This is a genomic window from Paraburkholderia sp. GAS333 (assembly GCF_050435665.1).
Lineage (GTDB): Bacteria > Pseudomonadota > Gammaproteobacteria > Burkholderiales > Burkholderiaceae > Paraburkholderia > Paraburkholderia fungorum_A.
Genome location: NZ_JBNDKS010000002.1, coordinates 648,796 through 661,536, shown reverse-complemented (window position 1 = coordinate 661,536; position 12,741 = coordinate 648,796). Strand labels below are relative to the sequence as shown.

At 64.2% G+C, this 12,741-nt stretch carries 15 protein-coding genes; 3 read left to right on the top strand and 12 right to left on the bottom strand.

Annotated elements, in window-relative coordinates; translation table 11 throughout:
* Positions 1-3: 3 nt before the first annotated feature.
* From ABH945_RS12160 to ABH945_RS12115, 10 genes are all read right to left on the bottom strand, one after another.
* Positions 4-282 carry a DUF493 family protein gene (locus ABH945_RS12160; protein WP_074762853.1) on the bottom strand — a complete coding sequence of 93 codons (279 nt, stop codon included), beginning with the start codon at positions 280-282 and terminating at the stop codon, positions 4-6.
* On the bottom strand, positions 245-1,213 hold the full coding sequence (locus tag ABH945_RS12155; RefSeq protein WP_429250678.1) for a D-amino acid aminotransferase: 969 nt from the start codon (positions 1,211-1,213) through the stop codon (positions 245-247). Before ABH945_RS12155 ends, ABH945_RS12160 begins: the two co-directional genes overlap by 38 nt.
* Before the next feature lie 13 nt (positions 1,214-1,226).
* On the bottom strand, positions 1,227-2,456 hold the full coding sequence (locus ABH945_RS12150; protein ID WP_429250677.1) for a D-alanyl-D-alanine carboxypeptidase family protein: 1,230 nt from the start codon (positions 2,454-2,456) through the stop codon (positions 1,227-1,229).
* Between the two features lie 319 nt (positions 2,457-2,775).
* A complete protein-coding gene (locus ABH945_RS12145; protein ID WP_429250676.1) occupies positions 2,776-3,420 on the bottom strand; it encodes an alpha/beta hydrolase in 645 nt (214 codons plus the stop codon).
* Between the two features lie 9 nt (positions 3,421-3,429).
* Positions 3,430-3,753: a (2Fe-2S) ferredoxin domain-containing protein gene (locus ABH945_RS12140; RefSeq protein ID WP_074762850.1), complete on the bottom strand. Its 324-nt coding sequence runs from the start codon at positions 3,751-3,753 to the stop codon at positions 3,430-3,432.
* 171 nt (positions 3,754-3,924) lie between these two features.
* Positions 3,925-5,082, bottom strand: coding sequence for a VanZ family protein (locus ABH945_RS12135; protein WP_074762849.1), 1,158 nt, complete (start codon positions 5,080-5,082; stop codon positions 3,925-3,927).
* Between the two features lie 31 nt (positions 5,083-5,113).
* Positions 5,114-5,740, bottom strand: a complete 627-nt coding sequence (locus ABH945_RS12130; protein ID WP_429250675.1) for an ABC-type transport auxiliary lipoprotein family protein — start codon at positions 5,738-5,740, stop codon at positions 5,114-5,116.
* 53 nt (positions 5,741-5,793) lie between these two features.
* Positions 5,794-6,756: an MlaD family protein gene (locus ABH945_RS12125; protein WP_429250674.1), complete on the bottom strand. Its 963-nt coding sequence runs from the start codon at positions 6,754-6,756 to the stop codon at positions 5,794-5,796.
* Positions 6,757-6,772: 16 nt separating this feature from the next.
* Positions 6,773-7,651 (bottom strand): ABC transporter ATP-binding protein, encoded by an 879-nt coding sequence (locus tag ABH945_RS12120; protein ID WP_074762846.1) that lies wholly within the window; start codon positions 7,649-7,651, stop codon positions 6,773-6,775.
* The gene (locus ABH945_RS12115; protein ID WP_074762845.1) at positions 7,648-8,781 is read right to left on the bottom strand and encodes an MlaE family ABC transporter permease; all 1,134 of its coding nucleotides are present in this window, start codon (positions 8,779-8,781) and stop codon (positions 7,648-7,650) included. Before ABH945_RS12115 ends, ABH945_RS12120 begins: the two co-directional genes overlap by 4 nt.
* A 106-nt stretch (positions 8,782-8,887) precedes the next feature.
* Here ABH945_RS12115 and ABH945_RS12110 point away from each other — a divergent pair, with 106 nt between their 5' ends.
* The 3 genes from ABH945_RS12110 (at position 8,888) to ABH945_RS12100 (ending at position 10,938) form a co-directional block, all read left to right on the top strand.
* The gene (locus ABH945_RS12110; RefSeq protein WP_429250673.1) at positions 8,888-9,814 is read left to right on the top strand and encodes a biotin--[acetyl-CoA-carboxylase] ligase; all 927 of its coding nucleotides are present in this window, start codon (positions 8,888-8,890) and stop codon (positions 9,812-9,814) included.
* Entirely contained in the window at positions 9,811-10,635 is an 825-nt protein-coding gene (locus ABH945_RS12105; RefSeq protein WP_429250672.1) for a type III pantothenate kinase, read from the top strand. Before ABH945_RS12110 ends, ABH945_RS12105 begins: the two co-directional genes overlap by 4 nt.
* A gap of 63 nt (positions 10,636-10,698) precedes the next feature.
* The gene (locus ABH945_RS12100) at positions 10,699-10,938 is read left to right on the top strand and encodes a hypothetical protein (RefSeq protein WP_074762842.1); all 240 of its coding nucleotides are present in this window, start codon (positions 10,699-10,701) and stop codon (positions 10,936-10,938) included.
* A 64-nt stretch (positions 10,939-11,002) separates the two neighbouring features.
* On the opposite strand, the gene rfaE2 is transcribed toward ABH945_RS12100, so the two are convergent.
* Positions 11,003-11,485, bottom strand: coding sequence for a D-glycero-beta-D-manno-heptose 1-phosphate adenylyltransferase (rfaE2, locus tag ABH945_RS12095; RefSeq protein WP_074762841.1), 483 nt, complete (start codon positions 11,483-11,485; stop codon positions 11,003-11,005).
* Between the two features lie 171 nt (positions 11,486-11,656).
* On the bottom strand, positions 11,657-12,529 hold the full coding sequence (locus tag ABH945_RS12090; protein WP_074762840.1) for a ferritin: 873 nt from the start codon (positions 12,527-12,529) through the stop codon (positions 11,657-11,659).
* Positions 12,530-12,741 lie beyond the last annotated feature (212 nt).

Genomic DNA, 12,741 nt, shown 5'->3' with positions numbered 1-12,741 from the left:
GCTTTACATCACCACTTTGACCATCGGATGGCCGGTCAGCGCGCGATAAATGTCGTCGAGATGCGCGCGGCTCGTGGCGCGCACGGTGACCGTCAGCCCGGTGTAATTGCCGCCGCTGGACGGACGCGTTTCCACACGCGATGCATCGACTTCGTTATCGAACTGGCGGACCACCGTCACGATCGTTTCGGCGAATTCCGGATGCGATTTGCCCATGATCTTGATCGGGAAATCGCAGGGAAAATCAAACAGTGAGTCGTTCGGGTTGTTCGGCTGATTCATTCGTTGCTCCTTGCTGCGCTTGCTGCGCTTCCTTAACCTTGGCTCGCTGATACGCCGCGTACAACGCCGCAAAGACCGCGCCCGGCTTGCCCTCGCCGACCGGCTGGCCGTCGAGTTGCGTGACCGGCAGCACTTCCTTGGTCGCCGAACTGACGATGATCTCGTCGGCGGCACGCAATTCGGCTTCGACAATCTCACGTGCTTCGAAGCGGATGCCGCAGTCGGCCGTGAGTTCTTCGATCAGCCCGTAGCGAATCCCTTCGAGAATCTTGTTGCTGCGCGGCGGCGCCGACAGCACGCCGTCCTTCACCATCCACACATTCGACGACGACCCTTCGGTCAGCATGCCGTCGCGGAACTGGATCGTCTCGAACGCGTCGTTTTCGGCGGCGAATTGCGCCATCAGCACGTTGCCCAGCAGCGACACCGACTTGATATCGCAATTGAGCCAGCGGCGATCTTCGGCGCTCACGCAACGCACGCCTTTCGCGCGCTGCGCGGCGTCCGGCAGATTGAGCGGCGTGACCATCACGAACACGGTCGGCTGAATCCCGGCCGGGAACGCGTGGCCGCGCTTCGCGACACCGCGCGTCACCTGAATATAGGCAATTGCGTCCTGACCGGCGGACAAACTGCCGTCGGCCTCGTTCGCGTCGACCACGCGGCCGATCAGCTCGCGCCAGCCGGCGTCGCTAAACGGATTGACGATGCCGATCTTGTCGACCGAACGGGCCAGCCGCGCCAGATGCTGCGGCAATCGGAACGCCGTGCGGCCGCCTTCGAGCGCATACAGCGGCGCGACTTCGTAAATGCCGTCGCCGAAAATAAAGCCGCGGTCGAGAACGGGCACGCGCGCTTCGGACAACGGCACCAACTCGCCATTCAGATAAACGATCGGATCTGGCGACACATCAGAAACTGCTGCGGACATTGCGAACCGGCTCTTATTTCTTCTTGTTGAACATCAGCATCAGCGAATCCCACACGCGGCCGACCACGCCCGCTTGCGGCACAGCCTGCAACGCCACCACCGGGAACTGCGCGAGCACCTTGCCGTCGGCGATCAGCTTCGCCGTGCCGACCTGCTGACCGTTCGCGATCGGCGCGATCAGCGTGTCGACCTGGTCGATCTGCGGCTTCACCTTGTCGGCCATGCCCTTCGGCACGGTGATGTACTGGTCGCTCTTCACGCCGATCTGCACGCTGTCCTGCGAGCCCTTGTACACGCGCGGCGTGCCGACCACCTGACCCGCCTTGTACAGACGCACCGTGTCGTACGCGGTGTAGCCGTAGTTCAGCATCTTCAGGCTGTCCTGCACACGGTCGTGTTCCTTGGTCTCGCCCATCATCACCGAGACGAGACGGCGCGACGCGTCGGTTGCGCCCGGCAGCGGACGCTTTGCGCTCGCGATCAGGCAGTAGCCGGCGGCTTGCGTGTGGCCGGTCTTCAGGCCGTCGACGGTCGGGTCGATCCACAGCAGACGGTTGCGGTTCGGCTGCTTGATGTTGTTGTACTTGAATTCCTTGACCGAGAAGATGTTGTAGTAGTCAGGGAAGTCGCGAATCAGACGCGCCGACAGGATCGCCAGATCGCCCGCCGACGTGTAGTGCTGCGGGTCGGGCATGCCGTTCACGTCGGCGAAGTGGGTGTGCTTCATGCCGAGCTTCTGCGCTTCGTTGTTCATCATCACGACGAACTGCGACTCGCTGCCGCCGACCAGTTCGGCCAGCGCGATCGCCGCGTCGTTACCCGACTGGATGATCATGCCGTACACGAGGTCGTGCACGGTCACCGGCTTGTTCGCCTCGATGAACATGCGCGATTCGTCGGTCTTCACGCGACGCACCGCTTCGCTCGGCATCACCGTCTGGTCCATCGTGATCTTTTTCGTCTGCAGTGCTTCGAAGACGAGATACGCGGTCATCAGCTTGGTCAGCGAGGCCGGTTCGACGCGCTCGTCGGCATTGCCGGACGCGAGCACCTGGTTGCTGGTGGCATCGACCAGAACCCACGAACGCGCGTTGACCGCCGGCGGCGGCACTTGCGCAAAAGCGGTGCTGGCGGCAAGGGTTGCCGTCAACACGGCGCCGAGGGTGACGGCGCGGCTAAGCTTGTGGGGAGCGGAGGAAACAACTGACGGGATTGACGTGCGGCCGGTGGTGGAGAAACGCATAGGGTCGATTCGTGCGGAAAAATACATCGCGCGCAGGGCGCATTGTTTGGAAGAGCCGGTCGGCGAGCGTCTGGCCGTAAAACGGCGCGGCGCCCTTTGGACTTCCGGCGACGCGATCGGTTCGCGCAGTTCGCCCTGCATCCGTCACCGCTGCGCGCGAGATGAGACTACGCGTCGCGCGAACTGCCGGACAGGCGGGGCTGCGCCCAAAAAAGAGCGCTCATTATACGCGCGCATTTCCGCCAACTTTGCTGGGGCCATACCGATAAAGTCTGGTTTTTACAGGCCTGTAGCGTGAAAAACGCGCGCGGAGCACGGCTTAACGCCATGCGTCGACGATGATCCGTTTCAGCAGATGCAGCTTGCGATGCAGAAAGTGTTCTGCCCCCGGAATCACGACAACCGGTAATTCCTGCGGCCGTGCCCAGTCGTAGACGGATTGAATGGGCACGGTGTCGTCGGTTTCGCCGTGAATGACGAGCGTGTTGTCAGGAACCGGCGCGACTTCCCAGCGGCTCGCCGCCGTGCCGACAAACACCATCCGCTCGATTGCCGCGCCTTCTTCGCGCAACTTCGCGGCGACGTGCGACAACACGAAGGTGCCGAACGAGAAGCCCGCAAGCACGAGCGGCAGATCGCCCTGCCCGGCTTCGGCGCGCATGTGATCGAGCACGGCGCGCAGATCGTCGCGCTCGCCGATGCCCGCGTCGTGCTCGCCTTCGGTCTGACCGACGCCGCGAAAATTCGACCGGTACACCACGTAGTTCAGGCCGGTCAGCGTGCGCGCGAGCGTCTGCGCGACCTTGTTGTCCATCGTGCCGCCGAACAGCGGATGCGGATGCGCGACCAGCGCGATGCCGCGCGGCGCGGCGCCGTTTTCGCGCATTTCGTCGGGCAGATCCAGCGCGACCTCGATCTTGCCGACCGGGCCGTCAATCAGATACTTCTTCGTGTGAACGTTCATATTCGAGGCTTATTGATCGATTTTCAGACGCTCGACGATCTTGCCGTTTGCAAGGTGCGAGTCGACGATTTCATCGATATCGGTTTCGTCGACGTAGGTGTACCAGACGCCTTCCGGATACACGACCAGTGCCGGTCCCAATTCGCAGCGATCCAGACACCCCGCCTTATTGATGCGCACCTGGCCGGGGCCGGCGAGACCGAGTTTCTTCACGCGCTTTTTCGCGTACTCCTGCAGTTCCTGCGCGTTGCAGTTCGCGCAACTCGGGCGCTCGGCGCCGGGGTCCCGCTGATTGAGACAGAAAAAGACGTGGTACTTGTAGAAGGAGTCCATGGTGTCTTGGGCGAGAGTGTAAGAGTGGGGGAATGCCGTTGTAAGCACGGTGCCGTGCCGGTTGTGCGAACGATTATAGCGAGCGGGGTCAAGCGGCGTCGGCCGCGCGAAGGTGGGTGAAAAGTCCGCTCGCGAGCGCTTCGGTGAGCGCTGATCGGCACTCTCCGGCACTCACGGCCGCTTTGTGCGCCGCTTCAGCCACGCCTGCTCGGCCACGTACGCCATCCACACCAGCGCCGCATAAGGCCAGATCCACGCGAGCCAGTGCGCGAGTCCGTTGAAGTGCAGATAACGCCCTTGTCGCCAGTCAGCGAGCACGACATCGAAATACGGATTCACCGGCAGCAGGTTGACGAACACCAGCGCGACCGTCAGCGCTACGCCAGCCAGCAGCCCGCGTGCTCTGCGCCGCAAGGGCAAGGCCAGAAGCGCAAGAACGGTTCCGCCCAGCAGCCCCATCAGCGCGCCAGGGGTCGCCCAATCGAATGCGAGGCCTGATTGCGATTGCAGGAACGTCGCGCCCGCTTTCACGCACAAGGTGGTCAGAATAAAAAGGATCAGCAGACGCACGCGCGGCGCATGACGCCTGACCGGCAACGAAGCCAGCATCAGCGCGGCGAACAGATTGAGCGTGGTGATGACGGCTTCCCACGTGTCGTCGGGCAACCATGCGGCGACCAGCGCCGGCCACGCGCCGACGTGCCAGCCCGGCGGCGTCCACGCGAGCAGCGCATCTTGCGTGGTCGAATCGAAACGCAGCCACAACGCGCGCGGCCAGTTGCCGAGCCCGAACAGACGCGGCGCGGGATACATCGTCGCAAACGGCCATGCGGCCACGAGGCACGCCAGCGCGGGCCGGTCGCGCTCGAACCACAGCAGCCGCAGGCGTCGCAACAGACCGCGATCGAGCAGCGCGCCGGTTGCAGGCGACATCATCGCCGCACCGAGCAACGCGCCGAGCGCGTTCGCGGCCAGATCGAGATTGGAGGCAACGCGAGTGGGCAGATAGGTCTGCACGGCTTCCATCACGCCCGACAGCATGCCGCCGAGCACGAACGCCAGCGCAACCGCCAGCGTGCCCCGCCAGCGCGGATAAACCGCGAGCACCACCAACGCGCCGAACGGCATATAGCCGAGCACGTTGGTGACGACGTCGAACGCCGTCAGATACTGCGGCATGGGATCGGACAGATAGGCAAACGGCGCGAGACCGAGCGAGCGCCAGCCGGAAAACGGATACCACGAACCGTACACGATCAGCGCGGCGTACAGCAGCAGCGCCTGCCGGGCCAGCGCCGAGGGCCGGCGCAGCCAGGGTCGTTCGCTCATGCAGCGCTCCGTTGCGTGCGCTGCCAGCCCGTCATTGGGCGGCGACCAGCGCCTGCACGCCAAGCCACGCGCCGATTTGCGACACGAGGTCATCGCTGGCGGCGGCTAGCGATTGCGCGCCGCCGGCGGCATCGGCGGAACTCGCCGGGGCGCGCGCGATGAACGTGCGCTGGCCCAGCACCTTGCCGCTTTGCGTCAGCGTGACACGCGCGGTGATCGCGGCGTGACTTTCCGCCTGACTGTCGAACACCTGCTCGAACTGGCTCAGATCGACCCGCAACACCGGCGCGGCCACGCCGTCGGAACCCGTCAGCACCGTGCCGCGCGAACTGAGCGCATTACGCAGACGCTGGGTCAGCAATTGCGACGGCATCATGGTCCAGTGGCTGTTCGCGTACGACGCAGTCTGCTGCGCGTCGGCGTAGCTGAGGCGATACACCAGCCGGTCGGATTCGAGCGTCTCGGGCGCGGTCACGTCGAGCACCTTCACTGCCGGCAACGTGCCCGCCGACGCCGCCGGATTCGGCGGTCCGAAGTCATAGCGAATGTCCGCGAGCGCGGCCGGCGTGCCCGCGCAACCGGCGGCCAGCACGCCGAACGCGAGCATCACCGCCAGCGCGGCGCTCGTGGACAACAATCGGTTAATCGAGCGTGACATGGGATCTTCCTTTGTTCGAACTTCAAATTCAGTGATTCGGTGATTCAGTTGATTCAGTGAGCCGTGTGCGCGGCCGGCCACGTGAAGCCCGCTTCGCCCGGACCCGGCGCCGGGCGCGGCGCGCCAAACAGCAGGCTACGCGGGTTGGTGCTCAACGTGTCCGCCGCGCGGTCGACCGAGCGAACCGCCGTGCGCACGTCGTCGGCGAGCGAATTGACGCGCGGCAGCGTGTCGTAACCGACTCGCGCCGACAGGTCCTGCACCGACACGTTCATCTGCGCCAACGCGTCGCCGGCCTGTTGCGCGGCCGTGCCGACCTTATTCAGATTCATCTCGAACGGACCATCCGGCCGGTTCAGGCTGGTGATCAGCTGGTTGGTCGACGCGAGCGTGCGATCGAGTTGATCGATCGTCGCGGGCAGCTTGCCGGTGGCCGGCGAAATCTGCTGGGTCAGCGTGGTGATGCCGTCGGCCGCCTTCTGGATACTGGCCGCCGTGCCGTGCAACTGCGCGACCATTTCCGGCGACAGCATATTGTTCACGTCGTCGGTGACTTTTTCGAGCTTGCGCAGCAGGATGTCGCCGCGTTGCTGCAACTGGTCGAGCAGACCGGGACGCATCGGCAACTGCGCGACATCGTGGATCGACGACGGCAGCGGTCGCTGATCCCGCCCGTTGTCGTCCAGTTGAATAAAGGCGATGCCCGTCACGCCCTGGAAGCCAAGGCTGCCGAACGTGGAATGAGTGATCGGCGCGTGCGTATCGACGAGAATGCGGACCAGAATCTGCCCCGGATGATCCGGATCGAATTTGATCGACTGCACCTTGCCCACGTCGAGGCCGCGATAGCGCACCGCCGCGTCGGCGAACAGCCCCGTAACGTTGGTGCGCGCAATCAGATCGTACGGCACCCGCACGGAGCGGTCGACGTTGAACAAAAATGCCGCCAGCGCAATGGCCACCAGCAGGACGACCGTAAAGAGCCCGGCCCAGAAGGCGTGTGCTTTGTTTTCCATTGTCAGGTTCCCAGGTTCACAGCGGCAATTCGGACGATGCCGTCTCTAGCGCGGCACGCGGCAACTTCGCGCGCCGCTCCGGCGGCAGCGCCTGCAACGCGCGCCGCCCGCGCAGGCCGAGAAAATATTCCCGGATAAACGGATGGTCGACACCCGCCGCCTCTTCGACCGGCGCGGCGACCAGCACCTTGCGGTCGGCCAGCACGGCGACGCGGGTGGACAGCGCGATCATCGTGTCGAGGTCGTGCGTGACCATCACCACCGTCAATCCCAGCGCGCGATGCAGCGCCGAGATCAGTTCGACGAATTCATCGGACGCCTGCGGATCGAGGCCGGCCGTCGGTTCGTCGAGGAACAGCAACTCGGGTTCGAGCGCGATGGCGCGCGCAATGCCGACCCGCTTGACCATCCCGCCCGACAGCGCCGACGGCATCTTCGATGCGTGTTTGCAAGGCAGTCCGACCATTTCGAGCTTGAGCATCACGATGTCGCGCAGCAGGTCTTCGGGCACCTTGCCGAGTTCGCGCACCGGCTGCGCGATGTTGTCGAATACCGACAGCGACGAGAACAGCGCGCCACGCTGGAACAGCATGCCGGAGCGGCTGCGCATCAGCAGCGCGGTTTCCGGCGAGATGGTCGAGAGGTCTTCGCCGAACAGTTTGATGGTGCCGGACGACGGACTCTCGAGACCGAGAATCTGCCGCACCAGCGTGGTCTTGCCCGAACCCGAGCCGCCGACGATCGACATGATCTCGCCGCGCCGCACGTCCAGACTCAGATGCTGATGCACGATGTTGCGCCCGTAGCGCTTGGTGATGTCGTTGACTTCGATCACCGGCTCGGCGATGCACGGCATCGGCTGGCCGCGTACGGCCTGAGTGAGTGGCGCGATCATCCTAGCCCCACATTCTGGAAGAGGATTGCGAACACCGCGTCCGCGAGAATCACGATGGTGATCGAGGTCACCACCGAGGTCGTCGTGCCTTCGCCGAGACTCTGCGAATTGGCCTTGATACGGAAACCGAAGTGACAGCCGACGATCGCGATCAGCATGCCGAACGCGACGCCCTTGCCCAGGCCGATCCAAAGATTCGCGACCGGCACCACGCCCGGCAGCGCGCGCGCGAAAAAGCTCATGTCGATGCCGAGCACCACCTTGGCTGCGAGCGCACCCCCGGTCAACGCGATGACGTTGGTCCACATCACCAGTAGCGGCATCGCCACACCAAGCGCAAGCACGCGCGGCAGGATCAGCCGCAGCCCGTGCGGGATGCCCATCACGCGCATTGCGTCGAGTTCTTCGGTCACGCGCATCACGCCGATTTGCGCGGTGATCGCCGAGCCCGACCGCCCCGCCACCAGAATCGCCGAGAGCACGGGCCCGAGTTCGCGAATCACCGCCAGCCCGAGAATGTTGACGATGAACTGGTTCGCACCGAAGAGCCGCAATTGCTGCGCCGACAGATAGCTGAGCACGATGCCGATCAGAAACGCGACCAGCGCGGTGATCGGCAACGCGCGGGCGCCGGCGTTGTACACGTTCGCCGAGATTTCGGTCCACGGCGTGATTTTCGGATTGCGCAGGATCGCGAACAGATCGAGCACCACGCGCCCGAGCATGCTCACGCCGCCGTACAGGTGTTCGAAGAACGAGAAGATCGCGAGACCGAGACGCGTGAACGGATCGAACTTGACGACCGGTTCGGCTTTTTCGCGCACCGTGTCGAGCAACGCGATGCGCTCGAAAATGTCGCGCTGCGTATCGGTGAGTTCGGTGTCCGGGGGCATCTTGTGGCCCCACACGCGCCACAGTGCCTGTCCGCCGACGTGGTCCATCCGCGTGATGCGCGACAGGTCCCACGCACCGATGCCCTGGGCGCCGGCCAGCGAGCGCAACTGCGGAATCACGTGCCCGGTGGCCTTGTCGCGAGCGAGCGCGAGCGCCGTCCACTGGCCCGAGAGCCGGACGATCTTGCCTTGGCTGCCTGCCGCGACTTCAAGGCCGGGCGGAGTGTCGTAGTTCAAGGATCGCGAGAATCTGGTTATCGGATTAGGGGCCATTGTAACGAAGGCGCGGCGGATGGGCCGTGCTCAAAACCCCATAGGGTTGGCTGTCGCTACAATATGAGCCATGAATGCTTCCAAGACTCCCTCCCCAGGCGCGGCAGCCGCTGCTTCCGCTGACAACGGCGCCGACTGGCGTATCGACCGTGAACGCGCCGTCGCGCTGTTCGGCGCGCACGCGCACGACTGGCCGATCGAAATCGTCGAGGAAACCGGCTCGACCAACGCCGACCTGATGGCGCGCGTCAAGGCGCTGCCGCGTAAAGCGAACGCGCTGCCGCGGCCGATCGTGCGGGTCGCGTATCTGCAAACCGCCGGGCGTGGACGGCGCGGTCGTCCGTGGTATGCGGAGCCGGGCAATGCGCTGCTGTTTTCGGTGGCGTGCGTGCTGCCGCGTCCGCTCGAAGGACTGGCGGGGCTGAGCCTTGCCGTGGGCGTCGCGCTGGTCGACGGCTTGCGCTCGCTGCCGGTCGCCGGTCCCGGTCAGATCGCGCTGAAATGGCCGAACGACGTGCTGCTCGAAGGCGACAAGCTGGCCGGCGTCCTGATCGAAACTGCGTGGAGCACCGACGACGCGAGCGCCGTCGTGATCGGCATCGGCACCAATGTGAAGGGCGCGGACGAACTCGCGGCCAAAGTCGGCGCGCTGAACGCCGCCGCTCCGCCGCAGGCGCGCGGCACGGTGCCGACCGCGCTGCAACGCGCGCTGCCGAACGCCAACCTCACCGACACGCTCGCCGCCGAACTCAACGCGCTCGAACCCGCGCTGCAGCGCTTCGGCGCGGAAGGCTTCGCGCCGTTCCAGGCTCGCTGGAACGCGGTGCATGCATACGCGGGCCGCGAAGTCGTGTTGCTGGAACAAGGTGAAGAACTCGCGCGCGGCGTGGCGGCGGGTGTCGACGAACGCGGTCAATTGCTGCTCGACACGGCCACCGGCCGTCAGACGATCGCTACCGGCGATGTTTCGCTGCGTCTGGCCGACGGTGCTGCATGACGAGCGGCGCGCCTTATCTGCTGATCGATGCGGGCAATAGCCGGATCAAATGGGCGATGGTCCACGCGGACGGCGCGCAACTCGCGTCCGGCGCGCTGACGCATGGCGGCGACGATCGTCCCGCCTGGTCGAATCTGCCGATGCCGTGCGGCGCGTGGCTCTCGAATGTCGCGGGCGAACAGGTCGCGGCGCGCATCGCTGCGTTGCTCGACGCGCGCTGGCCGCAACTGCCGCTCACGACGATCCGCGCCCGCGCCCAGCAATGCGGCGTGACCAACAGTTACACCACGCCGCACGCGCTCGGCAGCGATCGCTGGGCGGGCATGATCGGCGCGCGCGCCGCGTTTCCGGGCGAGCATCTGCTGATTGCGACGTTCGGCACCGCGACCACGCTCGAAGCATTGCGCGCGGACGGCTGTTTCGTCGGCGGCCTGATCGCGCCCGGCTGGACCTTGATGATGCGCTCGCTCGGCGAGCACACTGCGCAACTGCCGACGCTCGACGCCAGCGCGGCGCGCGGTCTGCTCGGCACTGCGGGCACGTCGGGCGCATCTGAATCGCCGCGCCGCGGGCCGTTTTTCGCAACCGACACGCCGCGTTCGCTGTCGGCGGGTTGCACGCTCGCGCAGGCCGGTTTGATCGAACGGATGTGGCGCGACCTCCAGGATGAATGGCAGGTTTCGGTGCGTCTGGTAGTCAGCGGCGGTGCCGTGGATGAAGTGGCGAGCGCGCTCAAAGTGCCGCATACTCGCCACGATTCGCTGGTGCTGTCCGGCCTGGCGCTGATTGCCGCCGCGCACGCGCAGGACCACGACGCCTGAATGGCGCCCCGCTATCGGGATAGATAGCGACGGCTCAACTTTTTTGGACTGGGAAAACCCACAATGCTTCGCTGGCCGATCGCCATCCTGTTTCTTGCCAACGTGCTGGCATTCGTCGCGGTGCGCGGCGTTTTCGGCCCGTCGCCCACGGCGGGCGGACGCGAGCCGAATCATCTGAACCGGCAGGTGAATTCGGAGTGGTTGAAAGTGCAGCCGGTCACGGCTGCCGAAGCGGCCGATCAACCGGTTGTCGGCGGACCGGCGCCTGCAGTGCCGATCGCGGCGTCGGAGTTGGCGCAGTAAAAGCCCGTCACACTCGCGGAGCCTGACCGCGTTCAGGCTCGTTGCACAACGTAAGCGGCGGCCTTCAGCCCTGCGTCCGCACTTTCTTCAACAGCGCCGTGGTCGAGCGATCATGCTCGAACGGAATCGCCAGCGCCTTGCCGCCCCACCCACGCACAATCGCGGATTCGGGCAACGCATCCATATCGTAATCGCCGCCTTTGACGAGCACATCCGGGCGCAGCGCCGAGATCAGATCGACCGGCGTTTTCTCGCCGAAGCACACCACGTAGTCGACGCTTTCCAGCGCGGCCAGCAGCGCCATCCGGTCGGCTTCGTTGTTGATCGGCCGGTCGTCGCCCTTGCCGAGCATGCGCACCGAAGCATCGCTATTCACGCCGACAATCAGACATGCGCCGAGCGCCTTCGCATCGGCGAGATACGTCACGTGCCCGCGATGCAGGATGTCGAACACGCCGTTGGTGAACACGACAGGGGCGTCGAGCGTGGGGCGCAGCGTCGCCAATGCATCGCGCGAAAGAATCTTGCGTTCGAAAATTGCGGCCATGACGGAGTGAGAAATAAGTAGAAGTGGCCGTCACGATACAGCGTGGACGGTATCAAGCAAAACGGTCCGGCAAGCTCGCGCCTGTCGGACCGTTCTCAAAACCTTGATTCTGTTCGCACCGGGAGCGTGGAAGCTAAGCAACCCGCGCCCCGGATTACGAACCCGAACACATCAAGCCGGCTGTTCGCTCGACTTCTGTTCGGCCTGCAAACGCGCGACCACTTCCTTGCGATAACGGTTCAGTTCCTGCGCGGTGTTGAACGTGCGCTCGAACAGAATGGACAGGTTGTGCAAAATGCGTTCGACCACCTTCTTTTCCCAGCCGTCGTCGAAACGGATCTGTTCGTCGAGCCAGCGCTCGAGCCATTCCGGATCGGGCAGACGCGACTGGATCGTGTCGCGCGGGAACAGTGCCTGATTCACGTGCAGATTCGTGGGATGCAGCGGCTTCTCCGTGCGACGCGCCGATGCCATCAGCACGCCGATCTTCGCGAATGCAGCGCGCGCGATGTCGCCGGTTTGCGACATCGCCTTCTTCATGTAGCGCAGATACGCGCCGCCATGACGCGCTTCGTCGCGCGAAATGGTTTCGTAGATCTGTTTGATGACCGGCTCGGTGTGCCATTCTGCCGCACGGCGATACCAGTGATTCAGACGGATTTCGCCGCAGAAATGCAGCATCAGCGTTTCGAGCGGCGGCGCCGGATCGAACTCGAAGCGCACTGCGTGCAGCTCTTCTTCGGTCGGGCACATTTCCGGCTTGAAGCGGCGCAGATATTCCATCAGCACCAGCGAATGTTTCTGTTCTTCGAAGAACCACACGCTCATGAACGCGGAGAAATCGCTGTCATGATGGTTGTCACGCAGAAACATTTCCGTGGCGGGCAACGCCGACCATTCGGTGATCGCGTTCATCTTGATCGTCGCAGCCTGCTCGTCGGTCAATAGCGATGCATCGAACTTGTCCCAGGGAATGTCTTTCTCCATGTCCCATCGAACGGATTCGAGCGATTTATAAAGTTCCGGATAAAGCATGGTGTTCATAGTCCCACCCCTGTTCTGCGCATACTGTGTGTGTCTGCTACGTTTAGCACTTAACTGACGACGCACGAAACATACCTTGCGTCGGCCAAACATTCGATTTTACGCGGTAATCCACTGCCTAGATGCACCAGGCAGCAAAGAAGTCCGGGCGTTTGCGCAAGCGCGCCTAACCGTAAGTTACGCGCGATGCGGCCAACCGTGGGTGAGGGATA

Excerpts from the sequence above, each read along its gene's own strand:
- ABH945_RS12160 (WP_074762853.1), bottom strand. The coding sequence starts at position 282 with ATGAATCAGCCGAACAACCCGAACGACTCACTGTTTGATTTTCCCTGC.
- ABH945_RS12155 (WP_429250678.1), bottom strand. The coding sequence starts at position 1,213 with ATGTCCGCAGCAGTTTCTGATGTGTCGCCAGATCCGATCGTTTATCTG.
- ABH945_RS12150 (WP_429250677.1), bottom strand. The coding sequence starts at position 2,456 with ATGCGTTTCTCCACCACCGGCCGCACGTCAATCCCGTCAGTTGTTTCC.
- ABH945_RS12145 (WP_429250676.1), bottom strand. The coding sequence starts at position 3,420 with ATGAACGTTCACACGAAGAAGTATCTGATTGACGGCCCGGTCGGCAAG.
- ABH945_RS12140 (WP_074762850.1), bottom strand. The coding sequence starts at position 3,753 with ATGGACTCCTTCTACAAGTACCACGTCTTTTTCTGTCTCAATCAGCGG.
- ABH945_RS12135 (WP_074762849.1), bottom strand. The coding sequence starts at position 5,082 with ATGAGCGAACGACCCTGGCTGCGCCGGCCCTCGGCGCTGGCCCGGCAG.
- ABH945_RS12130 (WP_429250675.1), bottom strand. The coding sequence starts at position 5,740 with ATGTCACGCTCGATTAACCGATTGTTGTCCACGAGCGCCGCGCTGGCG.
- ABH945_RS12125 (WP_429250674.1), bottom strand. The coding sequence starts at position 6,756 with ATGGAAAACAAAGCACACGCCTTCTGGGCCGGGCTCTTTACGGTCGTC.
- ABH945_RS12120 (WP_074762846.1), bottom strand. The coding sequence starts at position 7,651 with ATGATCGCGCCACTCACTCAGGCCGTACGCGGCCAGCCGATGCCGTGC.
- ABH945_RS12110 (WP_429250673.1), top strand. The coding sequence starts at position 8,888 with ATGAATGCTTCCAAGACTCCCTCCCCAGGCGCGGCAGCCGCTGCTTCC.
- ABH945_RS12105 (WP_429250672.1), top strand. The coding sequence starts at position 9,811 with ATGACGAGCGGCGCGCCTTATCTGCTGATCGATGCGGGCAATAGCCGG.
- ABH945_RS12100 (WP_074762842.1), top strand. The coding sequence starts at position 10,699 with ATGCTTCGCTGGCCGATCGCCATCCTGTTTCTTGCCAACGTGCTGGCA.
- rfaE2 (WP_074762841.1), bottom strand. The coding sequence starts at position 11,485 with ATGGCCGCAATTTTCGAACGCAAGATTCTTTCGCGCGATGCATTGGCG.
- ABH945_RS12090 (WP_074762840.1), bottom strand. The coding sequence starts at position 12,529 with ATGAACACCATGCTTTATCCGGAACTTTATAAATCGCTCGAATCCGTT.